This is a genomic window from Salmonella sp. SAL-020 (assembly GCF_017372215.1).
Taxonomy (GTDB): Bacteria; Pseudomonadota; Gammaproteobacteria; order Enterobacterales; family Enterobacteriaceae; genus Salmonella; species Salmonella enterica.
Genome location: NZ_CP071690.1, coordinates 470916 through 496038 on the forward strand (window position 1 = coordinate 470916; position 25123 = coordinate 496038).

The following is a 25123-nucleotide window of genomic DNA, read 5'->3' on the forward strand; positions in this document are numbered from 1 at the left end:
CATCAGAACGTAAAAACGGTCTGATAACAGAATTTGCCTGGCGGCAGTAGCGCGGTGGTCCCACCTGACCCCATGCCGAACTCAGAAGTGAAACGCCGTAGCGCCGATGGTAGTGTGGGGTCTCCCCATGCGAGAGTAGGGAACTGCCAGGCATCAAATTTAGTGTGCTGATATGGCTCAGTTGGTAGAGCGCACCCTTGGTAAGGGTGAGGTCCCCAGTTCGACTCTGGGTATCAGCACCACTTAATACGGTTAAAGTTCGGTATTTGAAAAAGAATTTGTCTGGCGGCAGTAGCGCGGTGGTCCCACCTGACCCCATGCCGAACTCAGAAGTGAAACGCCGTAGCGCCGATGGTAGTGTGGGGTCTCCCCATGCGAGAGTAGGGAACTGCCAGACATCAAATAAAACAAAAGGCTCAGTCGAAAGACTGGGCCTTTTGTTTTATCTGTTGTTTGTCGGTGAGTAGTCTCCTGAGGAGGACAAATCCGCCGGGAGCGGATTTGAACGTTGCGCAGCAACGGCCCGTAGGGTGGCGGGCAGGACGCCCGCCATAAACTGCCAGACATCAAATAAAGCAAAGGGCCCAATCGAAAGACTGGGCCTTTTTGCATTTATCTCTCTATGGAAAAAGTTATCGGATAATGACGCCGACGCGTTTTAAACATCTTCGTAGAGTGGATAAAAACCGTTTTAGTCAACGTGATTTCCCGCCATATATCCGCCTGAACCATCGAATGTGAACCGTGCTGAAGTAGATGTACAAACGGCTTTTACTTACGCCTCTAATAAGCAATAGAGATATTCGCTGAGGACTAAAAATCTGGCCCATTAGGCTATTTTATTTGCCAGTTTGGCCTAGGGACAGTGCTCAAAATCCTCATGTATTACGTGTATGTTCCGGTTTATATCCAGACTGTCTGTAATAATTACGCCTAATGATCACGCTCTAAGTCTTACTGTATAAAGCCTGTTTGTAATGCGGCTTACGATGCTATCAAGCTATAATTTTGTCTGCATCGGACAAGGAATAGAATAAATACCATCGGGATGGGCGAGTAAGAAAAGGGAGCGTTTTATCGTGTTAACTTTCGGGGGATAGACTGAACAGATTACGTCGCTGAGTATCCTTACGACCTTTATATTATTACTGAAAGCGCGGCATTGCCGCGCCTGCATGTATCATTTAGAAAGCGCAATGATACCCATCGTCAACCCTGCTACCGCCGCAGCGCCGCCAGCGATAGCGCCTGCTGTCTCCCAGTTATCCTGCGTTGTACCTTTCATACATGTATTGGTATGAACCAGCCGCCCTTGATCGTCATAAACCGGTACGCAGGGAGAATCATGTGCACAACCTGCCAATAAGGTGGTAAGCAATGCAACTGGAATTAGTCTTTTCATGGTGTTACCTCATTAATCAGCGTTTCGCGAAGTACAGCAACGTAAATGCTGGCTCTAACCGCTGCGAAAACGAGAGTTATTTTACCACCACAGAAAAAATGGCCGACATGAGGAATCATCTCAATTCATGTGAATTGTAAAAACTATGGAGAATGCAGAGGTAAGCGGAGAGGGGGGAATAGCGGAGATAAAGACGTACCGTTTAAAAAGGCGTCCGAAGACGCCTCTGTTTACCGGTTAATCATGATGGCGATTAAATCGGCGTTTTACAACAACGAAGAATACTGGCACGAAGAAGATAGCTAATAAGGTTGCGGTTAACATTCCCCCCATAACCCCTGTGCCTACTGCGTTCTGTGCCCCACTACCTGCGCCACGACTGATAACTAACGGCATTACCCCGAGAATAAAGGCCAGCGAGGTCATTAGAATAGGACGTAAACGCATACGGGATGCTTCCAGCGTCGCTTCAATCAATCCACGTCCTTCTTTTTCCATGAGATCTTTGGCGAACTCGACAATCAGGATGGCGTTTTTAGCAGAAAGGCCAATAGTGGTTAACAAGCCAACCTGGAAGTAAACGTCATTGTTCAGACCGCGCAATGACGCTGCAAGCAGAGCGCCAACCACGCCGAGCGGTACGACCAGCATTACCGAGAACGGAATTGACCAGCTTTCATACAGAGCGGCAAGGCAGAGGAAAACGACAATGAGTGAGATTGCGTACAGCGCCGGCGCCTGGTTACCTGACAACCGTTCCTGATACGACATACCTGTCCAGTCATAGCCAATACCGTTTGGCAGCTGTGAAGCCAGGTTTTCCATTAACGACATGGCTTCACCGGTACTTCGTCCGGGCGCTGCTTCACCGAGCAGTTCCATTGACGGCATCCCGTTATAGCGTTCCAGGCGTGGCGAACCATAAATCCACCGTGCTGAGCTAAAGGTAGAGAAGGGCACCATCTCGCCATTGGCGCTGCGTACATAAAGATTGTTGATATCTCCCGGCAGCATACGGAACTGAGCGTCAGCCTGAACGTATACTTTTTTCACTCGTCCGCGATCGATAAAGTCGTTAACGTAATAGCCGCCCAACGCCGCGGAGATGGTTTCGTTGATATCAGACAGCGAAACACCGAGCGCCTGCGCTTTTTCTTGATCGACATCCAGCTTGAACTGTGGCGTGTCTTCCAGCCCGTTCGGGCGTACGCGCACTAATAGGTCAGGATGCTTCGCGACCATACCCAGGAGTTGATTACGCGCTTTTGTTAACGCATCGTGACCGAGTCCTCCCTGATCAATCAGTTCAAAGTCGAAACCTGTCGCGGTACCTAACTCGACAATTGCTGGCATGTTGAAGGGGAACACCAACCCGTCGCGAATCTGGCTGAAGGCGCGTGTCGCTCTGGCGATAACGGCTTCGACGCTATTTTCTTCACCGTTACGCTCTTCCCAGGGTTTAAGGCTGACAAATGCCATCCCTGAGTTTTGTCCCTGACCGCTAAAGCTAAAGCCGTTTACGGTAAACACGCTTTCGACGTTCGCTTTTTCATTATTCAGGTAGTAATGAGTGACTTGATCCAGCACTTTCTGCGTACGTTCTTGCGTAGCGCCAGAGGGGAGCTGAATCATGGTCAGGAATACCCCCTGATCTTCTTCCGGCAGGAAGGAGGTCGGGAGGCGTAAAAACAGAACCGCCATTCCGACTACAATAAGTAGATAGATAATGAGATAGCGACCCGTATTACGCACGATGCCGCTTACGCTGTTAGTATAGTGGTTAACGCTGTGGTCAAACCTGGTATTGAACCAGCCAAAGAAGCCGCTTTTTTTCTCGTGATGTTCAGCAGATACGGGTTTAAGCAGCGTAGCGCACAGCGCTGGCGTCAGAATCAACGCAACCAGAACGGATAGCGCCATTGCTGAAACAATAGTAATAGAGAACTGGCGATAAATTGCCCCGGTCGAGCCGCCAAAAAAGGCCATCGGGATAAATACCGCAGACAGTACCATCGCGATACCAACCAGCGCTCCCTGAATCTGCGACATGGATTTTTCCGTCGCCTCTCGGGGAGGAAGGTTATCCTCCATCATTACACGTTCAACGTTTTCTACGACCACTATCGCATCGTCAACCAACAGCCCTATCGCCAGTACCATGCCGAACATCGTCAGGGTATTGATGGAATAGCCAAAGGCGGCGAGTACCGCAAAAGTGCCTAGCAACACGACAGGAACAGCGATGGTAGGAATCAGGGTTGCCCGGATATTCTGTAAGAACAGATACATTACCAGGAACACCAGAATAATCGCTTCAAACAGCGTTTTTACCACTTCGTGGATAGATATTTTTACGAAGGGCGTTGTGTCATAAGGATAAACCACCTTCATTCCCTGGGGGAAGAAAGGCTGCAGCTCCGCCAGTTTCGCTTTGATTGCGGTTGCGGTATCCAGCGCGTTAGCGCCGGTCGCCAGTTTAATACCGAGACCGGAGGCCGGTTTACCGTTAATGCGCGCTACAACGTTATAGTTTTCACCGCCAAGCTCAATACGCGCGACATCTTTGAGATGGACGACAGAGCCGTCGGTATTGACGCGCAACGTAACTTTGCCGAACTCTTCCGGATCTTTCAGACGCGTTTGGGCGATGATTGAGGCGTTAAGCTGCTGGCCCGGTAATGCTGGCGTGCCGCCCAGTTGGCCTGCCGCAATCTGGTCGTTCTGTACTTTTAACTGGTTGATGACGTCAACTGGCGTGAGCTGGTATTTATTTAGCAGATTCGCATCCAGCCAGATACGCATGGCGTACTGTGCGCCAAATAGCTGAACGTCGCCCACACCATTCAGACGGCTGATAGAATCCTTAATGTTAGAGGCGACATAGTCAGAGATGTCGTCCTGGGTAGTGTTCGGATTATCTGAGACGAACCCGGCGACCATCAAAAAGCTGCTGCTGGATTTTTCAACGCTAATCCCCTGCTGCTGGACTTCTTGCGGCAGTAAAGGCGTGGCGAGCTGCAATTTATTTTGCACCTGAACCTGCGCGATATCCGGATCGGTTCCGGACTGGAAGGTCAGGGTGATGGTCACGCTACCAGCAGAGTCGCTGGTAGAGGACATATACATCAGGTTATCGATACCGTTCATATTTTGTTCGATAACCTGAGTAACCGTATCCTGTACCGTCTGCGCATCCGCGCCAGGATAGGTTGCAGAAATAGAAACCGCTGGCGGCGCAATGGTTGGATACTGCGCAACGGGAAGTTGCATTATTGCCAGTGCGCCAGCCATCATCAGGATAATGGCCAGAACCCAGGCGAAAATAGGACGTCTAATAAAAAAGTTTGCCATGTACGGTTACCTTATTGCGCCGTTTTCGCTGCAGGAGCATCGGTAGTGGCTTTCACCTGGACGCCCGGTCGCGCTTTTTGTAAGCCGCTGACGATGACCTTATCGCCCGGTTTTAACCCTTCGCTGATGAGCCATTTATCGCCAATAGCCTGCGCCGCCACGACATTGCGGGCTTCGACCTGGCTTTTATCGTTAACCACCATCACCATTGCGTCGCCGCGCGGCGTGCGGGTTACGCCCTGCTGGGGGACAAGGATGGCATTGGGCTGGACGCCTTCATCAATGCGGGCGCGAACAAACATACCGGGAAGCAGACTGTGTTGCGGGTTAGGGAACACCGCCCTGAGCGTGATAGAGCCGGTGCTTTCATCTACGGTAACGTCGGAAAATTGCAGCGTGCCTTTAATCGGGTAGACCTGACCATTTTCCATTACCAGTTGAACCGTGCTACTGGCGCTGTCTTTATGCAGGTTACCTTGTTCGACGGATTGCTTGAGTCGCATAAAGTCGTTGCTTGATTGCGTCACGTCGACATAAATCGGATCGAGTTGTTGCACGGTAGCCAGTTCAGTTGACTGACCATTAGTCACCAGCGCGCCTTCAGTCACATTAGATTTTCCTATACGCCCGCTGATGGGTGAGGTGACTTTGGTATACGCAAGGTTAATACGCGCGCTTTCAACAGCGGCTTTTGCCGCCACAACGGCGGCATCGGCCTGGCGGGCGTCGGCAATCGCCTGATCATATTCCTGTTGGCTGATATATTTTGTGCCGACCAGTGGAACATAGCGTTTGACCGTCAGGTGCGCGATAGCCGCAGCCGCTTCGCTTTTAGCAAGTTCGCCTTTAGCGCTGTCATAATCAGCCTGATAAGTGGCAGGATCGATCTGATAGAGCGACTGCCCGGCCTCTACATCGCTACCTTCGGTGAAGTTTCTTTTAAGCACGATCCCGCTCACCTGGGGGCGAACCTCCGCAATGCGAAATGCGGACGTACGTCCGGGAAGTTCGGTCGTTACGGCTAGCGGCGCTGTTTCGACCACATGGACGGTGACTTGCGGCTCGCCGGCATGAGCCTGGGTATCTCCCTGGTCATTACAACCGGCCAGCAGCGCAGCAGAGAATATGATGAATGAGGGCAGGAGTGAAAACCTGGCATGTTTCGTCATTACTGTTCCTTAAAAAACCGAAAGCTCGTTATTCACCGGATAACGGTAAGGCGTTAACGCGCGAAAAATAGAATAGCAGTGGGGTATCCTACAAATTATTAGCTTGTGATGTAAGCAATACTTATTTTGGGATGGGGTTCACGGCACATAAAAGCAAAAAAAAAGAACTATTCCCTGTCGTTTCATAATGTCCCGATTAGTAAAATCATGATGTTGAATAACATAAATAGAAATATATATTTTATATGAATGTGTTTTATTAATTTATTTGTTTTTATTATTGATTTGGCGATATTGTGCGAAATAAAAATAGCTGTCTCTCGTCTGACTAAAAAGGACATGATAAAGTTGTTTTTTGTGCTGAGTATTTTATCAGCGTATTTATCGTTTTTATGGTCCAGGATATCTTAATTATGGCGAAGAAAACGAAGGCGGATGCGCTTAAAACGCGGCAACATTTGATTGAAACCGCTATTGCGCAGTTCGCTTTGCGCGGCGTTGCCAACACGACGTTGAATGATATCGCTGATGCCGCTGATGTCACGCGGGGCGCCATCTACTGGCACTTTGAGAATAAAACGCAGTTGTTTAATGAGGTTTGGTTACAGCAACCACCTTTACGCGAACTTATTCAGGATAGGCTTACGGGATGCTGGAATGATAATCCTTTACAGGATCTACGAGAGAAATTTATTGCAGCCTTACAATATATTGCGGCAGTGCCTCGTCAGCAGGCATTAATGCAGATTTTATATCATAAATGTGAATTCCATAATGGTATGATATCGGAACAGGCCATTCGGGAGAAGATGGGTTTCCATCATCAGTCGCTGCTTGAAGTATTACAGCGATGTATGGATAAAAAACTGATCTCAGGCAGTCTTGATCTGGATGTCATATTAATTATTCTGCATGGTAGTTTTAGCGGAATAGTAAAAAACTGGTTAATGAATCCCACAAGTTATGATCTTTATAAGCAGGCGCCTGCATTAGTCGATAATGTATTAAAAATGCTAAGCCCGGATGGCAGTGTGAGGCAATTAATGCCAAATGAACAACAGGCGGAAGAAGCCTGAGATTATTTTGAGTTGATATTATATATTGACCTTGTGAATATATTGGCAGGATCCCGAATATCGCGAGCAATTTCCTCTGCCGTACGCGGCTTGCCAAGCAGGAACCCCTGAAGCGTATGGCATCCTAACTGGGTCAAAAATTGTTGCTGCGTTTCATTCTCTACCCCTTCTGCCACAATTTGCAGATTTAACGCTTTCGCCAGCGCGACAATAGCCGCAACAATGGTCGCGCCGTCGCCTGCCTCGCTGAGTTCATGTACGAAAGCGCGATCAATTTTTAGTTCGCACGCCGGAAGACGTTTCAGATAGAGAAGGCTGGAATAACCGGTGCCAAAGTCGTCAATAGAGGCCTTAACCCCCATTTCCGTTAATCTGGTGAGTATAGCGACGCTTTGCTCTGGCTTGTTCATCGCCGTGGTTTCGGTGATTTCCAGAATCAATAAATCGGGACGGATACTGTGTCGGGCCAGGCTCCGCGTAATGGTGTCCACAAGCCCGGGCTGCTCAAATTGTAAGGCGGACAGATTTACCGCCACTGACCATAAGTCGTATCCCTGTAAGTGCCACTCGCGGAGCTGTCGACACGCCTCGTCTATCACCCAGCTACCGATAGTGACGATAAGACCCGTTTTTTCCGCCAGCGGTAAAAACTGGTCAGGATTCAGTACGCCTTGTTTTGGATGATACCAGCGCAACAGGGCCTCAAATCCTACAATAGGGCCGGCAGAAGCCTGAAATTTAGGCTGATACACTAACCTGAGCTCTTGTCTTTCCAGCGCCAGCCACAGGTCATTCATTAGCTGAAGTTGGGTTTGCGCCAGCATATTCATTGATGGCTGAAAGAAATGGTATCCGTTACGCCCCGTATGTTTCGTGTGGTACATTGCGGCATCGGCGTTGAACATCAGTTCCCGTTCGTTTTTTCCGTCCAGCGGATAGAGCGCTATTCCCACGCTAAGGGTGACGACCAGTTCGTACGGATCTATTGTAAAGGGCGCATCTATCGAATGTACCAGCGCGCTGGCAAGGGAAGCCGCTTCGTCAGGCGCGCTGACTTCTGCAAGCAGCACAAATTCGTCGCCGCCAATCCGCGCCAGGGTAAACTGCCCGCTCAGCGGTTGGTTCAGACGATGCGTGACCGCTACCAGTAGCTTATCGCCGATATCATGACCATAAGCGTCATTAACGGTTTTAAAGCCATCCAGATCCATAAACAGTAGCGCGAAAGACGTGTTTTCCCGATTCGCTTTGCTGATGGCCTGTTCCAGACGATCCTCAAGAAGCACCCGGTTTGGTAAACGGGTGAGCGTATCATGCAGCGCCAACTGCGCCAGTTCCTGGTTCGCCTGCGCCAGCGAAGAGGCAAGTAGTGCGGTACGGGCCTGAAGCCGGGCGTCAAATAAAGAAACCAGCAGAGTAATACCCAGGATAGTCAGCGCGACCACGCTGACAAGAACAGCCAGCCAGTTGCTATCGACGCCACGATGCTCCATCGGCCAGTTTTGGGGAAAGTGTGCGGCCTTCATGCCGGCGTAATGCATGCCGGCGATAGCTATCCCCATTAATACCGCGGCGCCTGCTCGCCTCAGGGCGACATCTGTTCCCTCATGACGCAGGCGGAACGTGAGCCACAGCGCGCCGCAGGACGCCAGTAGCGCGATAATGATAGAGAGGGCAACCCACGCGCTATTCCAGACGATAATGGAAGCAAATTGCAGCGCCGCCATCCCGGTATAATGCATTGCGCTGATGCCCAGTCCCATCACCAGCGCGCCCGGCAGTAAACGGCGCAGGCGCAGTTTTTCAGCGCTGACCAGCCATAGCGCAAACAGGGAGGAGCCGATCGCGATCAGCATGGAGAGGCCGGTGAGGAACGGATCGAAGCGCATGTTCATCGCGTGATCCATCGCCAGCATCCCGACAAAATGCATCGCCCAAATACCGACGCCCAGCGCGAAGCCGCCGCCCATTAGCCATATTCTGGCGTTTGATCGGGCGCTTCCTGCTACGCGTCCGGCCATATTTAATGCGGTATAGGACGCAAAAATAGCGACAGCAAATGAAACCGCCACAAGGATGTGGTTGTACTCACTAACCGGCATGTATCATTAGCTCATTGGTTATGCAGGAAAAGAACAGGACGAGACAGTATCACCCCTTCTTTTATCCTCAACGTGTTTTAATTCCCTGTTTTTATAAGGGATAAAAGAAATCCGGGTGATAAATAATCATAGGTTAAATCGCCCGGTTCGCTACTCCAGATCGGTACAATTGATCAATTTGAGAGGGTTAACCGAATCCATGTTTCGGCACTTATCCTGTTCAGTTGCCATCAATTCGATCCATTGCATCAAAAGCGCATCAAAAAGAAAAACGGAGACGGCAAAAACAACCAGCCACCAATACTTACGTATCATCGTCAAATCCTGTGTATTCATGCCCATGCGTGCTGGGAATATACATGAAATTTTGACGCTGAAAAGCGGACTTACAATGCTTTTACTTCTCTGAAGATAGCGCGTTTATCCCGACATTTCGCTGCTTTTTGGACAGGTTTTGTGTTTTTCTCTTTTTGACTTTTGCAAGTTCATTTTCTGAATAATGCGAAGTGACGCTCAATCTTCTGAGCCCCATTTTTACGTACTCATTATTGAGTTCAATACCGATAAACTTACGACCTGACGCCGCTGCGACAGCGCCTGTGGTGAAACTGCCCGCGAAAGGGTCCAATACGGTATCGCTCGGGTTAGAAGAGGCCAGTATGATCCGTTTTAACAGCGCGCTGGGCTTTTGCGTAGGATGGTTTTCATATTCATCCATCAGATAACGTACGCGAGGAAATGACCAGACGTTGCCCGGCACTTTTTTCTGATTGTATGGTTGGGGCGGGTTTTTTCGATAATCGATTAGCGCGCGCTTAGCGCCCGTAGTGGTTTCGACCAGAATCGCATCACGGTTAAAGGTATAGCTTTTCGGGTTTTTTACCATCATCAGGATCGGTTCATACATAGAACCAAAGTATTTTTTCGCCTGCACCCCGGAACTATCATAGGACCAGACGATACGGCTTTTGATGGTAAAAAGCGTTCGGCATTTGAGATCGATATACGGCATATTTTCTGTGCTATTCATGATGTACATGGTGCCGTGTTTCTTCAGTACGCGGTGGCACTCATCAATGCATTCATACAGCCAGGCCAGAAAAGACGCTTCGTCCCAGGACTCCACCATACCGTCGAAATCTTTTCCGATATTGTAAGGCGGATCGGCAAAAATTAAGTCAATGCTTTCAGAAGGCAGTTTTTTAAGTTCTGTTAGCGCGTCACCGTGAATAATCTTCTTCGATTCATCGCCAAAGTACTGAGGTTCACATTCCGCTTTCATGACCAAATTCCATGTGATGCGTATAAAAAAGGCGCTTCCCCATGCCGAGTAGCGCCTTTTTAAACAAGCAGTTAGCTAATCGAAATTAGTTCATGCCGTATTTTTTTAATTTTTTACGCAGCGTACCACGGTTGATGCCCATCATCAGAGCAGCACGGGTCTGGTTACCACGGGTGTATTGCATCACCATGTCCAACAGGGGCTGTTCTACTTCAGCCAGTACCAGCTCATACAGGTCATTAACGTCCTGACCATTCAGTTGAGCAAAATAGTTCTTCAGTGCCTGTTTAACCGAGTCACGCAGGGGTTTTTGGGTTACCTGATCCTGAGAGTTAACGGTAGAAACGGTCAGTACGTCAGAATTTACGCGTTGTTCGAACATAGTTCTGTCAGCTCTTTATTTCTGTTTACGCAAAATTTTCGAAGTATGCCTCCAACGCCTCCAGCTGTTCGCTGGCGTCCTCAATAGCGTTGAATGTGCGCCGAAACTGGTCGTCTGGAGCGTGCTCCTGGAGATACCAGGAGACGTGTTTACGCGCGATTCGGTACCCTTTTGCCTGACCGTAAAAGTCATGCAGTTCCCGAACATGCGTGCAAAGCAAGCGCTTTACCTCTGCCAGCGGCAGCGGCGGAAGCAGCTCCCCAGTGTCCAGATAATGCTGGATTTCCCGAAAGATCCAGGGTCTTCCCTGAGCTGCGCGGCCTATCATCAGGGCATCCGCCCCTGTATAGTCGAGAACAGCTCTGGCTTTATGCGGGTTAGTAATGTCGCCATTCGCGATAATCGGAATGGAAACTTTCTGCTTAACTGCCCGAATACTGTCGTATTCAGCTTCTCCGTTGAACAAACAGGCGCGGGTGCGGCCATGGATGGTCAGAGCCTGAATACCACAATCTTCAGCCAGTTGGGCAATCTCTACGCAGTTACGGTGTTCCGGCGCCCAGCCGGTGCGAATCTTGAGAGTCACAGGAACGTCCACTGCGTTTACGACCCCGATGAGTATAGACTTCACTAAATCCGGGTACTGCAAGAGGGCTGAACCTGCCAGCTTACGATTCACTTTCTTCGCCGGGCACCCCATATTGATATCAATAATCTGGGCGCCGCTTTCCACGTTAATACGTGCGGCATCGGCCATCTCAACAGGGTCGCTACCGGCAATTTGCACCGTGCGAATTCCTGGCTCATCAACGTGCACCATCCGTAAACGAGATTTATCGCTTTCCCACACTTGCGGGTTAGAAGACATCATCTCGGATACTGTCAATCCTGCTCCCATCTCATAGCACAGCGTCCGGAAAGGTCTGTCAGTAATGCCAGCCATGGGCGCTGCGATCAGGCGATTTCTGAGCTGATATTGTCCGATGCGCATGAGTTAAGAAATGACCATACTGTGACTGCAAGGCGGCGTATATTACGCATTTTTTGCACGAGATGAAAGGCCAAACTTTGAACAATCCACTGTTGTAGATCAATGAATCGTGCTTAAAAACAGCAAAATAAATTTATAATTCAGTAAAATCATAGGGTTATTTATTGTCGGCGGTTTTGTACGCGCTTACAAATTCCCGTAACTTCTCTCTATTTCTTCGTCCAGAAACAAGATAAGCGGAATAATCTGCTTTTTTTATAAGCTAATTACCCCAAATGAATGGGATCGCCGTCTCGTTTCAGGACAAGATCACTTCCCGCTGCGCGTGATTTTTCTCCATTGCCAGTCGGAAGGGGGCGCACAGATGCGCTTTTGTGTTCATGAATGGCACGGATAAATTTTTCCAGCTGCGCTGAAGAGAGGGTTAGCGGATGCTGCAGAACAACCCGGACAGCATTACTAAGTACGAGGGCGATGGCTGCGACCCGTTAAAACGCCAGTATCTTTTGTCCGCTGGTAGCAGCTGTTTATCCAGACGGATAGTGACAAAGAAGTTATTTCAGGCATTCATTTGATGAATTTAATGATGTCTCGGTGCCTGAAAGGCGTTAAGGCAGTTGTGTGGAGAAAAGCGTGGCCGGGCGACCACGCTGACAAGAATTATTTCTTACGGCCAGTAATGCGGCACCATTCTTCTTTTTCGACGACCGGGTCGAGAGTGAAAAGCTCGGCGTAAGCATCGCAGACGCTTTCCGCCTGGCTGGCGAGAATACCTGAAAGCCCCAGCAGACCGCCTTCAACGGGCAGTACGCTGATTAACGGGGCCAGTTCGCGTAATGGGCCTGCCAGGATGTTAGCGACGACCACGTCGGCTTTCATGGCTTCTGGCTGGTCTTTCGGCAGGTACAGCTCCAGCCGGTCAGACACGCCGTTGCGTTCAGCATTATCGCGACTGGCCTGAATAGCTTGCGGATCGATATCAATACCAATCGCCTTTGCCGCTCCCAGTTTCAGCGCGGCAATCGCCAGAATGCCTGAACCGCAGCCAAAGTCGATCACGGTTTTGCCGTTGAGATCGAGCCCGTCCAGCCATTGCAGACATAAAGAGGTGGTGGGGTGCGTACCCGTACCGAACGCCAGTCCCGGGTCGAGCATCACGTTGACGGCATTCTCGTCCGGAATGTCACGCCAGCTGGGACAAATCCACAGACGCTCGCCAAAACGCATCGGATGGAAATTATCCATCCATTCGCGTTCCCAGTCTTTATCTTCCAGTTGTTCGATTTTATGGGCAAATCCGGCACCCAGCAGCGGATGTTGCTCCAGAATCGCGACAACGTCTTTCATGTCGGTTTCGGCGTCGAACAGACCGATCACATCGGTATCGCCCCACAGACGGGTTTCGCCCGGCAACGGCTCAAAAACCGGCGTATCGTGCGTATCCTGAAAGGTAATGGAAACGGCGCCCGCTTCCATCAGCGCATCACTCAGCTCTTCAGCATTCGCGCCGGTGGTATTCAGTTTCAATTGGATCCATGGCATGGCAAAACTCTTTATTTATCAGTAGACAATACGGTGGCTTGCGAAGCGGAAGAGCCGAATCGGTTTCCGATCAGAAAAGCCAATAAACTTAACAGTAACGCGGGCACAATCGGATGAAAGCCCAGGTACTGAATATTAAATGTGGCAAGCAGGGCATATAGCACGCCGCCCACGATCATGGCGCTTAATGCGCCTGCCGCGTTTGCCCGCTCCCAGTAAAGGCCCAATACCAGCGGCCATAAGAACACCGCTTCCAGGCCGCCAAACGCCAGCAGGTTGAGCCAAATGATCATCTCTGGCGGTTTCCATGCGGCCAGCAGCAACAGCGCGCCTAGCAGTAATGTAATCGCTGCCGACATACGCTTCAGCCGGATCTCATTTTGCATCTGATCGGGGCGCAGGTTGAGATAGAGATCTTTAATGATCGTCGCGGAACTTTGCAGCAGTTGGGCGTTAATTGTTGACATGATCGCCGCCATTGGCGCAGCGAGGAAGATCCCGGCGGCAAACGGCGGCAAAACTTTCACCATTAGCGTTGGGATCACCAGATCCGGCACCGTCAGATCCGGAAGCACCGCGCGACCCAGCGCGCCGGCAAGGTGCATCCCGAACATTAAAATCGCCACGACAATCGTACCGATAATAATGCCCCGGTGTACCGCTTTACTGTCTTTATAGGAGATGCAGCGCACCGCCGTATGCGGCAGGCCAATCACACCAAAACAGACCAGTACCCAAAAAGAGGTCATAAAGGCGGGAGAAAGTATGTCATCGGCGCCCTGCGGCGTTACCAGTTTGGGGTCGAGAGCGTGCAGCGTGTCAACGGCCTGACTTAGACCGCCCGCCGCATGGATCACGCCCACCAGCAGCACTATCGTGCCGACCAGCATCACCAGGCCCTGTAGCGTATCGTTAAGTACGCTGGCGCGAAAGCCGCCAAACGCCGTATAGAGTGCGATACTGACGCCAAATATTAGCAGGCCGGTTTCGTAGGGAATTCCCGCCGCGGTTTCCAGCAGTCGCGCGCCGCCGATAAATTGTACGGTCATTGCGCCAATAAACGCGACCAATAAACTCAGGCTTGCCAACCACACCAGCAGGCGGCTTTGGTAACGCGCGAATAGCATATCGTTAAGCGTGACGGCATTATAGCGACGCGCCAGGATAGCGAATTTTTTACCCAGAATACCCAGTGAAAGCCAGACGGCGGGAAGCTGGATCATCGCCAGCAAGACCCAGCCCAGACCGTATTTATAAGCCGCGCCGGGACCGCCGATAAATGAACTGGCGCTAATATAGGTGGCGGTAAGCGTCATCGCGAGCACGATCCCGCCCATCGAACGGCTGCCAAGAAAATATTCGTTTAAAAAAGTGCCGGCGGTACGCTTGCGCATAGCGTAAATCGAGACCCCGAAGACCACGACCAGATAGGCTACCAGCGGTAGAATGACCTCAAGCTGCATCGTCATCCTCCAGCGAAATATCGCGATAAATGAATTTCACCATCGCCCAGCACAGCAAAATAAAGACCAGCGGCGTCAATAAGCAGGCCATCTCGAACCAGTGCGGCAGACCGGTAATTCCCGGCGAGTCTCCAGGTAAGTAAGCAGCCACTAACCATGCCGCCAGATAGCAAAGGGTCAGCCACAGCGCCCAGCGCGCCTCTTTATGGGCCTGAACAAAACGAGCGTCCATTTTTTGTCCCTTATGGGTGAAGAAAGCGGGAATTGTACATGATGGGGCATCGCTATCCCCAGAAATAAAAAAGGCCGGATTCACCGGCCTTTTGAGATTAACGTGCGATTACTTTTCCTGAAGACCGAGTTTTTTCTCCAGATAGTGGATGTTGGTTCCACCGTGCTGGAAGTGCTCGTCATTCATGATGCGGGTCTGCAGATCGATATTGGTTTTGATACCATCGATAATCAGTTCCTGCAGGGCATTTTTCATACGGGCAATCGCCACGTCGCGGTTTTCACCGTAGCAGATGAGTTTGCCGATCATGGAATCATAGTACGGCGGCACCGTGTAGCCCGCGTAGATATGAGATTCCCAGCGAACGCCAAAGCCGCCAGGCGCATGGAAGCGCGTGATTTTGCCTGGGCTTGGCAGGAAGGTGTTCGGATCTTCGGCATTGATACGGCATTCTACCGCATGGCCTCGAACGACAACTTCGTCCTGTGTGATCGACAGCGGCTGACCCGCCGCGATGCGCAACTGCTCTTTGATCAAATCGACGCCGGTAATCATTTCAGTCACCGGGTGTTCAACCTGAATACGGGTGTTCATTTCGATGAAATAGAACTCGCCGTTTTCGAACAGGAATTCGAACGTCCCTGCGCCGCGATAGCCGATGTCTACGCACGCTTTCGCGCAGCGTTCGCCGATATAGCGACGCAGTTCCGGCGTAATGCCTGGCGCCGGGGCTTCTTCAACCACTTTCTGGTGGCGACGCTGCATGGAACAGTCGCGTTCCGCCAGATAGATAGCGTTGCCCTGGCCGTCCGCCAGCACCTGAATTTCGATGTGGCGTGGATTTTCCAGGTATTTTTCCATGTATACCATGTCGTTGCTGAAAGCCGCTTTCGCTTCCGCTTTGGTCATGGAGATGGACTGCGCCAGTTCAGCATCGCTACGAACCACGCGCATACCGCGGCCGCCGCCGCCGCCGGACGCTTTGATGATCACCGGATAGCCAATACGTTTGGCATGAGCGCGGTTCGCATTCATATCGTCGCCCAGCGGGCCGTCAGATCCTGGTACGGTCGGCACGCCCGCTTTTTTCATCGCGGTAATCGCGGACACTTTATCGCCCATCAGGCGGATGGTGTCCGCTTTCGGGCCGATAAAGATAAAGCCGGAGCGTTCAACCTGCTCGGCAAAATTGGCGTTCTCAGAAAGGAAGCCGTAACCCGGGTGGATTGCCACCGCGCCGGTGATTTCAGCGGCGCTAATGATAGCCGGGATGTTCAGATAACTTTTTACGGACGGTGCCGGGCCAATACAGACCGTCTCATCCGCCAGCAATACGTGTTTTAAATCGCGATCCGCGCTTGAGTGCACAGCGACGGTCTTGATGCCGAGTTCTTTACAGGCTCGAAGAATACGTAGTGCGATCTCGCCGCGGTTGGCGATGACAATTTTATCCAACATGTTCGCCTCGTTACTCGATGACGACCAGTGGCTCGTCAAATTCTACCGGTTGACCACTTTCGACCAGAATCGCTTTCACAGTACCTGCTTTGTCAGCTTCGATCTGGTTCATCATTTTCATGGCTTCAACGATGCACAGGGTATCGCCCACGTTCACTTTCTGGCCCACTTCGATGAACGCTTTCGCGTCCGGGCTTGGGGTGCGGTAGAAAGTACCAACCATTGGGGAGCGTACGATGTGACCACTGATTTCCGCTGCGGCAGGCGCTTCCATTGCTGGAGTAGCCGCTGGCGCGACAGCGTTAGACAGAGCGGGTTGCTGCATCATCGGCGCCGCATAAGCCTGCTGCATCACCGGAAAACCGGCGTTTGCCGTTGTGCGGCTGATGCGAACAGATTCTTCGCCTTCAGAAATTTCCAGTTCGGAGATACCTGATTCTTCAACCAGCTCGATCAGTTTTTTAATCTTACGAATATCCATGAGTGGGTTCCGTACTCTTTGTTTAGTGTGATTGTGACAGGCGTTTTAGCGCCGTCTGTAAAGCATGTGAATGACTGCCGCGGGTAAAATACCGCGCATCTTTGATTTGCCTGTTATGCCGTAGCACACGAAGGTGAAATTCATGATTTGCCAGTCATTGTGTGGCTATCTTCTGCCATTTTCGGGCAAAAAACAAAATATACCTTCATTGCTCGATTGTCACCCTTTCTGCGAACGAAAATCGCCGTTGGGGAATGTAAAGTCGCACATTATAACTATTTCGTCGCAATTGGCAGCTAAATACTGGTCTTATCAGGGAAGATAATCAACCCGAAACATAAAAAGGACATTACCTGTTTTGCGTTTTGCAATCGACCGCACAGTTCACCAAACTAGCGCCACCACTGGCGAAACCTCCGGTAACGCAACGCTAAAAGGGCTAACGCTAATGCCGCGTAGATGACCGGTTGCGGTGATAAAATCTTTACCGACCACAGGTAATGTATGGGAGCCAGGATCGCGACAAGATAGACGACGTTATGCAGTGTTTGCCAGCGTTTGCCCAATTTACGCTGCGCAAATTGCGTTGAGGTCAACGTCAGCGCCAATAACACCAGCCAGCTAATGATCCCAAGCGTCAAATAAGGGCGTGAAATCAACTCGCTTCCTAACAACGCCAGGTTATGTATCCCCAGTTCCAGTAAGGCATAGCTGGTTAAATGCAGCGTAGCCCAAACGAAACACCATAACCCCAACAGGCGGCGTGTGCGTATCAATAATGGCTGTTTAGCGTAGCGCGCCAGCGGTGAAACCAGCAAGGTGGCGAGCAAAAATTTGAGCGCGGTTCTGCCGGTAAAGTGTTGGATATCCTTTACCGGGTCTGCGCTGAGTCCACCGTGATTTATCGCCCAAAAGAGCCACAGAAGCGGCAAAAAACCGGCAAGATGCAGACAAACTTTTAGCCAGGTTATCTGTTTTGCTGTCAGACGCACTTAAAAATTCTCCCGCAAATTGAGACCGCGATACAGCGAAGCGACTTCATTGGCATAGCCGTTAAACAGCAGCGTCGGCTGCCTTTGCACATCGAGGATACCGCCTGAACCAATAAAGCGTTCGGTAGCCTGAGACCAGCGTGGATGATCCACATGCGGGTTCACATTGGCGTAAAAACCATATTCGTTGGGAGCCGACAAATTCCAGGTGGTTAGCGGACGTTCGCGGGTGAGTTTAATGCTGACAATAGATTTAATACCTTTAAAACCATACTTCCATGGAACGATGAGTCGAATGGGCGCGCCGTTTTGCGGGGGTAACGCCTTACCATAGACGCCAACGGTCATCAGAGTCAGCGGATGCATGGCTTCGTCCAGACGTAGCCCTTCGACATAAGGGTATTTCAGTCCGCCGCCAATAAAACGATCTTTCTGTCCTGGCATATCATCCGGCGCGTATAGCGTTTCGAATGCCACATATTTAGCGTGGCTGGTGGGCTGTGCCTGCGCGAGTAGCTTATATAAAGGGAAACCAATCCACGGCACGACCATGGACCACGCTTCGACGCAGCGCATTCGATAGATACGCTCTTCTAATGGGAAACGATGTGTTAAATCGTCATAATCCAGCGTAAATGGCTTCGCGACTTCCCCGCTGATTTTCAACGTCCACGGTTCGGTTTTCAGACTTCCGGCATTGGCCGCCGGGTCGGCTTTATCAAGGCCAAACTCATAGAAATTGTTGTAGCCCGTCACCTTATCTTCCGGCGTTAACGCTAAATCGCTTCGCCAGGCGGCAGGCTGACTAAACTCAAGCGGTTTACCGGCAGGCGCTTTCGGACGATCGTTGCCTTTAAACCAACTGAAGAGATCGGCCTGCGCCGTTGAGGGTAAGGATAAGGCGGCCGCGCTGATGCCTAATGCTTTTAGCACCTGTCGGCGCTGCATAAAAAAAGCCGATTCCGCAGTCACATCGGCTTCTGTTAATGGACGTATCTTTTTCATCACAGACTCCCGGTCTACCCACCACAACATGGCGTGTAGTGAATATGACAGGGAGTGTGTCAATGTGTAAAAATAAATAGTTAATTAAGTGTAAATTTTTTTATACGTGACGTTATTTTATCTTCACCAGCGTACGGCCCTGAACCTGATTATTGATGATGGCATCGGCGAACTTCGGCGCATCCGCCAGCGTAATCTCTGTGGCGGCCTGAGCATAGAACGATTCCGGCAGATCCTTAACCAAACGCGCCCAGGCTTCTGCGCGACGTGCCGGTGGGGTCATCACCGAGTCCACCCCTTGCAAACGCACATTACGCAGAATGAATGGCATAACGGTGGTCGGCAGCGCGAAGCCGCCCGCCAGGCCGCAGGCGGCCACGCAACCGCCATAGTTCATCTGTGCCAGCACTTTCGCCAGCACTTTATCGCCAACGGTATCAATTGCACCGGCCCATAGCTGTTTTTCCAACGGGCGAGATTCAGCAAACTCATCGCGGCTGAGAATACGGTTAGCTCCCAGGCTCTTAAGATAGCCGTAGGTGCTTTCACGTCCTGATACTGCTGCAACCTGATAGCCCAGCTTATGCAGTAATGCAACGGCAGTGCTGCCCACGCCGCCGCTGGCACCGGTGACGACAACCTCACCGTCTTGCGGGCGAATACCTGCATCTTCAAGCGCCATGACGCACAGCATGGCGGTAAAACCGGCGGTGCCGATGATCATGGCGTTACGGCTGCTCAGTCCCGCAGGCAGCGCGACCAGCCAGTCGCCTTTAACGCGTGCGCGTTCGGCCAGGCCGCCCCAGTGGTTTTCGCCCACGCCCCAGCCAGTCAGTAGTACTTCCTGGCCTGCATGAAAGCGAGGATCTTCGCTTGCGTGAACGGTGCCGGCGAAATCAATACCAGGAATCATCGGAAAATGACGGATAATTTTCCCTTTTCCGGTGATAGCCAGAGCATCTTTATAATTCAGGCTGGACCAGTGGACATCCACCGTCACATCACCTGCCGGCAGTTGACTCTCTTCGAGATGTTGCACGGATGCGAGGGTTTTACCGTCCTGCTGTTCTAAGATCAACGCCTGCATAACCTGTCCTCACTTTACATGGTAGATTGGAAAAATAGCTACGAAGACTATACTCGCTAATTAAAACGTGATGCCGATGCAACGCAATAAATTGCCAGATAGATCCATTTTGGTAGTATGCCTGCTTCATTGCGCGCCGTGGCGAATTCCGCCTTCAGATTCGCTTTTTCATACTGTTTATAACCGTCGGAGTTAACTCAAGGATGCGATTAACGACGAAATTCTCAGCTTTTATCACGCTGCTCACGGGGTTAACGATCTTCGTGACTCTGATAGGTTGCTCGCTAAGCTTTTATAACGCCGTACAGTATAAGTATGTCAGCCGTGTGCAGGCGACGGCGACAGCCATTGATACGCACCTGGTGACCCATGATATTGTCTCGCTGACGCCGCAAATCGACGAACTCATGATCGCTTCCGATATTGTGCGTGTCGATCTGTTGCAGGGGGAGCGCAGCGTCTACAGCCATTCTCGTGCCAGAGGTTATCGGCCAGCCGGCACCAGCGACATGTATCGCGAGCTGGTCGTACCGCTGATAAAACATCCAGGAATGTCGCTACGTCTGGCTTATCAGGACCCGATGGGTAACTATTTTCACTCACTGATCACCACGGCGCCGCTAACGCTGGCGATCGGTTTTATCGTTCTGATTTTGTTTTTATCGGTGCGCTGGCTGCAGCGGCAGCTTTCCGGGCAGGAGCTTCTGGAAATTCGCTCAACGCGTATTCTGAACGGCGAACGCGGGGCGAATGTCCGCGGTTCTGTTTACGAATGGCCAGCGCGCACCAGTAGCGCGCTTGATGTATTGCTTTCCGAAATTCAGTTTGCTCACGAACAGCGTAGCCGCCTGGACACCCTCATTCGCTCCTACGCCGCGCAAGACACCAAAACCGGACTCGGTAACCGTCTGTTCTTTGATAACCAACTGGCGACGCTGCTGGAAGATCAGGAAAAAGTGGGAGTGCATGGCGTGGTGATGATGATCCGCTTGCCAGACTTCAATCTTCTGCGCGACAGCCTGGGAGGCAATCAGGCGGAAGAGCAGATGTTTATGCTTATCAATCTGCTATCGACATTTATTATGCGTTACCCAGGCTCGCTGCTGGCGCGTTATCACCGCAGCGACTTTGCCGTGCTGCTACCGCATCGAACGCTGAAAGAAGCGGAAAGTATTGCCGGACAACTTTTAAAAGCTGTCGATGCGCTACCGGCTAACAAAATGCTTGATCGTGACGATATGGTACATATCGGCATTTGCGCCTGGCGCAGCGGACAGTCCACCGAGCAGGTGATAGAACATGCTGAAGCCGCGGCGCGGAACGCCGCCCTGCAGGGGGGAAATAGCTGGGCTATCTACGACGACACGCTGCCGGAAAAAGGGCGCGGCAATGTGCGCTGGCGCACATTGATTGAGCAGATGCTGAACCGGGGCGGACCGCGACTTTATCAAAAACCGGCGGTCACGCGAGAAGGTCGCGTACATCATCGGGAATTGATGTGTCGCATCTATGACGGTAAAGAAGAGGTGAGCTCGGCGGAGTATATGCCGATGGTGTTGCAATTTGGTTTATCGGAAGAGTATGACAGATTACAAATTAGCCGCCTGATTACGTTGCTGGGCTACTGGCCGGATGAAAATCTGGCAATGCAGTTGACGGTCGAGTCGCTGATTCGTCCGCGTTTTCAGCGCTGGTTGCGCGATACGTTAATGCAGTGTGAAAAATCACAGCGAAATCGCATAATTATTGAACTTGCGGAGGCAGATGTTTGTCAACACATCTGTCGGTTACAACCCATCCTTCGCTTAGTCAATGCGCTTGGCGTTCGGGTGGCGGTGACACAGGCGGGTTTGACGCTGGTTAGCACGAGCTGGATTAAAGCGCTCAATGTGGAATTACTCAAGCTGCATCCGAGTCTGGTCAGAAACATTGAGAAGCGAACGGAAAACCAGCTTCTGGTTCAAAGTCTGGTAGAGGCCTGCGCGGGTACGCCTACGCAGGTTTACGCGACGGGCGTCCGTTCGCGCGGCGAGTGGCAGACGCTGACAAAACGCGGCGTGGCTGGCGGGCAGGGTGATTTTTTTGCCTCCTCCCAACTACTTGACACAAACGTGAAAAAATATTCGCAAAGATACTCGGTTTAACCTGCCGTTTAATTTGTTTTCACGTAGAATAACGCGCGCTGCGCCTCATGGGGGTGTGCTTGTCTGCTCGCCAGATTGTTGCAGCAAATATGCAGGTGAATGACCTTTGACAGGTTGCAAACGAAGGCGAGGATTGCTGCTGATTTTTTCAGCCCTGAGGGACTCAGGCCGAGATTTGTAACAAAGGAAACGAACTGCACTAATTTTCACCGTAGCAGATGATTTTTGCGCCTTGTCGCTGCTGCGTGTGGTTGGTAAAGTAAGCGGATTTTGTTTTCCGCCCCAGCTTTCAGGATTATCCCTTAGTATGTTGAAAAAATTTCGTGGCATGTTTTCCAATGACCTGTCCATTGACCTGGGTACCGCGAATACCCTCATTTATGTAAAAGGACAAGGCATCGTATTGAATGAGCCTTCCGTTGTGGCCATTCGTCAGGATCGTGCCGGTTCGCCGAAAAGCGTGGCTGCAGTCGGTCATGATGCGAAGCAGATGCTGGGCCGTACGCCGGGCAATATCGCTGCGATCCGTCCGATGAAAGACGGCGTTATCGCTGACTTCTTCGTGACTGAAAAAATGCTCCAGCACTTTATTAAACAAGTGCACAGCAACAGCTTTATGCGCCCAAGCCCGCGCGTACTGGTATGCGTGCCGGTCGGCGCGACGCAGGTAGAACGCCGCGCAATTCGTGAATCCGCTCAGGGCGCAGGCGCCCGTGAAGTCTTTTTGATCGAAGAGCCGATGGCGGCCGCGATCGGCGCAGGTCTGCCAGTTTCTGAAGCAACCGGTTCAATGGTTGTGGATATCGGTGGTGGTACCACTGAAGTTGCCGTTATCTCCCTGAACGGCGTGGTTTACTCTTCTTCTGTCCGTATTGGTGGTGATCGCTTCGACGAAGCCATCATTAATTACGTTCGTCGTAACTACGGTTCTCTGATCGGTGAAGCCACCGCAGAACGTATTAAACACGAAATCGGTTCCGCTTATCCGGGCGACGAAGTCCGCGAGATCGAAGTGCGTGGCCGTAACCTGGCGGAAGGCGTTCCACGCGGCTTTACCCTGAACTCAAACGAGATTCTGGAAGCGTTGCAGGAACCGTTGACCGGTATCGTCAGCGCGGTAATGGTGGCGCTGGAACAGTGTCCGCCGGAGCTGGCGTCAGACATCTCCGAGCGCGGTATGGTGCTCACCGGCGGCGGCGCGCTGTTGCGTAACCTTGACCGTCTGTTAATGGAAGAGACGGGCATTCCTGTCGTGGTTGCTGAAGATCCGCTGACCTGTGTGGCGCGCGGCGGCGGCAAGGCGCTGGAAATGATCGATATGCACGGCGGCGACCTGTTCAGCGAAGAGTAGTTGGATACGGGCAGGATTATCCCTGGATTGTCCTGCCTCTCCGACGCGAGAATACGCATAGCCTATGAAGCCAATTTTTAGCCGTGGCCCGTCGCTACAGATTCGCCTTATTCTGGCGGTGCTGGTGGCGCTCGGCGTTATCATTGCCGACAGCCGCCTGGGGACGTTCAGTCAAATCCGAACGTACATGGACACTGCCGTCAGTCCTTTCTATTTTATTTCAAACGGCCCTCGTGAACTGCTCGACAGCGTGTCGCAAACGCTGGCTTCTCGCGACCAGCTTGAGCTGGAAAATCGGGCGCTGCGCCAGGAATTACTGCTAAAAAACAGCGACCTGCTGATGCTGGGGCAGTACAAACAGGAGAACGCGCGGTTGCGCGAGCTGCTGGGGTCGCCGCTGCGTCAGGACGAGCAGAAAATGGTGACTCAGGTTATTTCAACGGTTAACGATCCTTACAGCGATCAGGTCGTTATCGATAAAGGCAGCGTTAATGGCGTATATGAAGGTCAACCGGTCATTAGCGACAAAGGCGTCGTAGGGCAGGTTGTCGCCGTGGCGAAACTGACCAGTCGCGTACTGCTGATTTGCGATGCGACTCATGCGCTGCCGATTCAGGTACTGCGCAATGACATCCGCGTGATTGCCGCCGGTAACGGCTGCACTGACGATCTTCAGCTTGAACATCTGCCCGCCAATACCGATATTCGCGTTGGCGATGTGCTGGTAACGTCCGGACTTGGTGGGCGTTTCCCGGAAGGGTATCCGGTGGCGGTGGTCTCCTCCGTCAAGCTGGACACTCAGCGCGCCTATACCGTCATTCAGGCACGTCCAACCGCGGGTTTGCAGCGTTTACGCTATCTGCTGCTGTTGTGGGGAGCCGATCGTAACGGCGCCAATCCGATGACGCCGGAAGAGGTTCACCGCGTCGCCAATGAGCGCCTGATGCAGATGATGCCGCAGGTGTTGCCTTCTCCGGATGCGATGGGGCCGCCGGCGCCAGTGCCGGACCCGGCGACGGGGATTACTCAGCCATCTGCGGGCCAGACGGCGCCGGTATCAACGCAACCATCGCCTTCGGGCGCGACCACGCCGCCTGCGCGTGCGCCGGGAGGGTAATGGTGGCGAGCTATCGTAGCCAGGGGCGCTGGGTTATCTGGCTCTCGTTTCTTATTGCGCTGTTGCTGCAAATCATGCCCTGGCCGGACGACATCATTGTTTTCCGGCCAAACTGGGTTTTGCTCATCTTACTGTACTGGATTCTGGCCCTGCCGCACCGCGTAAATGTGGGGACGGGATTTGTGATGGGTGCCATACTTGATCTCATCAGCGGTTCCACACTTGGCGTGCGCGCTCTGTCGATGAGTATTGTCGCCTATCTGGTCGCTCTGAAATTCCAGCTCTTCCGTAACCTGGCGCTCTGGCAGCAGGCGCTGGTGGTAATGTTGCTTTCACTGGCCGTGGACATTATTGTTTTCTGGGCCGAGTTTTTAGTGATCAACGTCTCTTTCAGACCGGAAGTGTTCTGGAGTAGTGTAGTCAATGGCGTGCTGTGGCCCTGGCTCTTTTTGCTGATGCGTAAAGTACGCCAGCAGTTTGCTGTGCAATAAAGGTC

21 protein-coding genes, 1 tRNA gene and 2 rRNA genes are annotated in these 25123 nt (G+C 51.7%); 8 read left to right on the forward strand and 16 right to left on the reverse strand.

Annotated elements, in window-relative coordinates:
* Positions 1-36: 36 nt before the first annotated feature.
* From rrf (J1G48_RS02225) to rrf (J1G48_RS02235), 3 genes are all read left to right on the forward strand, one after another.
* Positions 37-152: ribosomal RNA gene (rrf, locus tag J1G48_RS02225) — 5S ribosomal RNA — on the forward strand.
* 14 nt (positions 153-166) lie between these two features.
* Positions 167-242 (forward strand) — tRNA-Thr (locus J1G48_RS02230).
* A 39-nt stretch (positions 243-281) separates the two neighbouring features.
* Positions 282-397, forward strand: a 5S ribosomal RNA gene (gene rrf, locus J1G48_RS02235).
* 783 nt (positions 398-1180) lie between these two features.
* Here the strand turns inward: rrf (J1G48_RS02235) and J1G48_RS02240 are convergent.
* The 3 genes from J1G48_RS02240 to J1G48_RS02250 form a co-directional block, all read right to left on the reverse strand.
* Positions 1181-1402: a membrane protein gene (locus tag J1G48_RS02240; RefSeq protein ID WP_000825645.1), complete on the reverse strand. Its 222-nt coding sequence runs from the start codon at positions 1400-1402 to the stop codon at positions 1181-1183.
* Between the two features lie 237 nt (positions 1403-1639).
* The gene (locus J1G48_RS02245; protein WP_001273277.1) at positions 1640-4753 is read right to left on the reverse strand and encodes an efflux RND transporter permease subunit; all 3114 of its coding nucleotides are present in this window, start codon (positions 4751-4753) and stop codon (positions 1640-1642) included.
* A gap of 11 nt (positions 4754-4764) precedes the next feature.
* Positions 4765-5922 carry an efflux RND transporter periplasmic adaptor subunit gene (locus tag J1G48_RS02250; protein ID WP_000160383.1) on the reverse strand — a complete coding sequence of 386 codons (1158 nt, stop codon included), beginning with the start codon at positions 5920-5922 and terminating at the stop codon, positions 4765-4767.
* Positions 5923-6335: 413 nt separating this feature from the next.
* Here J1G48_RS02250 and envR point away from each other — a divergent pair, with 413 nt between their 5' ends.
* On the forward strand, positions 6336-6998 hold the full coding sequence (gene envR, locus J1G48_RS02255; RefSeq protein ID WP_001085725.1) for an acrEF/envCD operon transcriptional regulator: 663 nt from the start codon (positions 6336-6338) through the stop codon (positions 6996-6998).
* 2 nt (positions 6999-7000) lie between these two features.
* Here the strand turns inward: envR and J1G48_RS02260 are convergent, their stop codons facing one another.
* The 13 genes from J1G48_RS02260 to J1G48_RS02320 form a co-directional block, all read right to left on the reverse strand.
* On the reverse strand, positions 7001-9100 hold the full coding sequence (locus J1G48_RS02260) for a bifunctional diguanylate cyclase/phosphodiesterase (protein ID WP_001145332.1): 2100 nt from the start codon (positions 9098-9100) through the stop codon (positions 7001-7003).
* A gap of 150 nt (positions 9101-9250) precedes the next feature.
* Positions 9251-9415 carry a DUF2556 family protein gene (locus tag J1G48_RS02265; protein WP_000620015.1) on the reverse strand — a complete coding sequence of 55 codons (165 nt, stop codon included), beginning with the start codon at positions 9413-9415 and terminating at the stop codon, positions 9251-9253.
* An 82-nt stretch (positions 9416-9497) separates the two neighbouring features.
* Positions 9498-10382: an adenine-specific DNA-methyltransferase gene (gene yhdJ, locus J1G48_RS02270; protein ID WP_000642611.1), complete on the reverse strand. Its 885-nt coding sequence runs from the start codon at positions 10380-10382 to the stop codon at positions 9498-9500.
* An 85-nt stretch (positions 10383-10467) separates the two neighbouring features.
* Complete coding sequence (fis, locus tag J1G48_RS02275; protein ID WP_000462905.1) at positions 10468-10764, reverse strand: DNA-binding transcriptional regulator Fis; 297 nt, start codon at positions 10762-10764, stop codon at positions 10468-10470.
* 25 nt (positions 10765-10789) lie between these two features.
* Positions 10790-11755 (reverse strand): tRNA dihydrouridine synthase DusB, encoded by a 966-nt coding sequence (gene dusB / locus J1G48_RS02280; RefSeq protein WP_001219664.1) that lies wholly within the window; start codon positions 11753-11755, stop codon positions 10790-10792.
* 660 nt (positions 11756-12415) lie between these two features.
* Positions 12416-13297: a 50S ribosomal protein L11 methyltransferase gene (gene prmA / locus J1G48_RS02285; protein WP_001145849.1), complete on the reverse strand. Its 882-nt coding sequence runs from the start codon at positions 13295-13297 to the stop codon at positions 12416-12418.
* Between the two features lie 11 nt (positions 13298-13308).
* Positions 13309-14760, reverse strand: coding sequence for a sodium/pantothenate symporter (gene panF, locus J1G48_RS02290; RefSeq protein WP_001175741.1), 1452 nt, complete (start codon positions 14758-14760; stop codon positions 13309-13311).
* The gene (locus tag J1G48_RS02295) at positions 14750-14992 is read right to left on the reverse strand and encodes a YhdT family protein (protein ID WP_000340018.1); all 243 of its coding nucleotides are present in this window, start codon (positions 14990-14992) and stop codon (positions 14750-14752) included. Before J1G48_RS02295 ends, panF begins: the two co-directional genes overlap by 11 nt.
* A 108-nt stretch (positions 14993-15100) precedes the next feature.
* Complete coding sequence (gene accC / locus J1G48_RS02300) at positions 15101-16450, reverse strand: acetyl-CoA carboxylase biotin carboxylase subunit (protein ID WP_000884627.1); 1350 nt, start codon at positions 16448-16450, stop codon at positions 15101-15103.
* A gap of 10 nt (positions 16451-16460) precedes the next feature.
* Entirely contained in the window at positions 16461-16931 is a 471-nt protein-coding gene (accB, locus tag J1G48_RS02305; RefSeq protein WP_000354626.1) for an acetyl-CoA carboxylase biotin carboxyl carrier protein, read from the reverse strand.
* Between the two features lie 392 nt (positions 16932-17323).
* Positions 17324-17923, reverse strand: coding sequence for a protein-methionine-sulfoxide reductase heme-binding subunit MsrQ (gene msrQ / locus J1G48_RS02310; protein WP_001240054.1), 600 nt, complete (start codon positions 17921-17923; stop codon positions 17324-17326).
* Entirely contained in the window at positions 17924-18928 is a 1005-nt protein-coding gene (gene msrP, locus J1G48_RS02315) for a protein-methionine-sulfoxide reductase catalytic subunit MsrP (RefSeq protein ID WP_000723872.1), read from the reverse strand.
* A 112-nt stretch (positions 18929-19040) separates the two neighbouring features.
* On the reverse strand, positions 19041-20015 hold the full coding sequence (locus tag J1G48_RS02320) for an MDR family oxidoreductase (protein WP_001148247.1): 975 nt from the start codon (positions 20013-20015) through the stop codon (positions 19041-19043).
* A 203-nt stretch (positions 20016-20218) separates the two neighbouring features.
* Between J1G48_RS02320 and csrD the strand changes: the two genes are divergently transcribed.
* The 4 genes from csrD (at position 20219) to mreD (ending at position 25118) form a co-directional block, all read left to right on the forward strand.
* Positions 20219-22159, forward strand: coding sequence for an RNase E specificity factor CsrD (gene csrD / locus J1G48_RS02325; RefSeq protein ID WP_001241375.1), 1941 nt, complete (start codon positions 20219-20221; stop codon positions 22157-22159).
* A 307-nt stretch (positions 22160-22466) separates the two neighbouring features.
* Positions 22467-23510 carry a rod shape-determining protein MreB gene (gene mreB, locus J1G48_RS02330; protein WP_000913396.1) on the forward strand — a complete coding sequence of 348 codons (1044 nt, stop codon included), beginning with the start codon at positions 22467-22469 and terminating at the stop codon, positions 23508-23510.
* Positions 23511-23574: 64 nt separating this feature from the next.
* Positions 23575-24627, forward strand: coding sequence for a rod shape-determining protein MreC (gene mreC, locus J1G48_RS02335; RefSeq protein ID WP_000802538.1), 1053 nt, complete (start codon positions 23575-23577; stop codon positions 24625-24627).
* 2 nt (positions 24628-24629) lie between these two features.
* Complete coding sequence (gene mreD / locus J1G48_RS02340; protein ID WP_000179403.1) at positions 24630-25118, forward strand: rod shape-determining protein MreD; 489 nt, start codon at positions 24630-24632, stop codon at positions 25116-25118.
* The last annotated feature ends 5 nt before the right edge of the window (positions 25119-25123 follow it).

Bases quoted from the DNA above. Each gene is read 5' to 3' on its own strand.
- mreB (WP_000913396.1), top strand. From the start codon at position 22,467: ATGTTGAAAAAATTTCGTGGCATGTTTTCCAATGACCTGTCCATTGAC.
- J1G48_RS02260 (WP_001145332.1), bottom strand. From the start codon at position 9,100: ATGCCGGTTAGTGAGTACAACCACATCCTTGTGGCGGTTTCATTTGCT.
- yhdJ (WP_000642611.1), bottom strand. From the start codon at position 10,382: ATGAAAGCGGAATGTGAACCTCAGTACTTTGGCGATGAATCGAAGAAG.
- J1G48_RS02240 (WP_000825645.1), bottom strand. From the start codon at position 1,402: ATGAAAAGACTAATTCCAGTTGCATTGCTTACCACCTTATTGGCAGGT.
- J1G48_RS02320 (WP_001148247.1), bottom strand. From the start codon at position 20,015: ATGCAGGCGTTGATCTTAGAACAGCAGGACGGTAAAACCCTCGCATCC.
- fis (WP_000462905.1), bottom strand. From the start codon at position 10,764: ATGTTCGAACAACGCGTAAATTCTGACGTACTGACCGTTTCTACCGTT.
- dusB (WP_001219664.1), bottom strand. From the start codon at position 11,755: ATGCGCATCGGACAATATCAGCTCAGAAATCGCCTGATCGCAGCGCCC.
- J1G48_RS02295 (WP_000340018.1), bottom strand. From the start codon at position 14,992: ATGGACGCTCGTTTTGTTCAGGCCCATAAAGAGGCGCGCTGGGCGCTG.
- mreC (WP_000802538.1), top strand. From the start codon at position 23,575: ATGAAGCCAATTTTTAGCCGTGGCCCGTCGCTACAGATTCGCCTTATT.
- J1G48_RS02265 (WP_000620015.1), bottom strand. From the start codon at position 9,415: ATGATACGTAAGTATTGGTGGCTGGTTGTTTTTGCCGTCTCCGTTTTT.
- J1G48_RS02250 (WP_000160383.1), bottom strand. From the start codon at position 5,922: ATGACGAAACATGCCAGGTTTTCACTCCTGCCCTCATTCATCATATTC.
- msrP (WP_000723872.1), bottom strand. From the start codon at position 18,928: ATGAAAAAGATACGTCCATTAACAGAAGCCGATGTGACTGCGGAATCG.
- panF (WP_001175741.1), bottom strand. From the start codon at position 14,760: ATGCAGCTTGAGGTCATTCTACCGCTGGTAGCCTATCTGGTCGTGGTC.
- csrD (WP_001241375.1), top strand. From the start codon at position 20,219: ATGCGATTAACGACGAAATTCTCAGCTTTTATCACGCTGCTCACGGGG.
- envR (WP_001085725.1), top strand. From the start codon at position 6,336: ATGGCGAAGAAAACGAAGGCGGATGCGCTTAAAACGCGGCAACATTTG.
- accB (WP_000354626.1), bottom strand. From the start codon at position 16,931: ATGGATATTCGTAAGATTAAAAAACTGATCGAGCTGGTTGAAGAATCA.
- J1G48_RS02245 (WP_001273277.1), bottom strand. From the start codon at position 4,753: ATGGCAAACTTTTTTATTAGACGTCCTATTTTCGCCTGGGTTCTGGCC.
- accC (WP_000884627.1), bottom strand. From the start codon at position 16,450: ATGTTGGATAAAATTGTCATCGCCAACCGCGGCGAGATCGCACTACGT.
- prmA (WP_001145849.1), bottom strand. From the start codon at position 13,297: ATGCCATGGATCCAATTGAAACTGAATACCACCGGCGCGAATGCTGAA.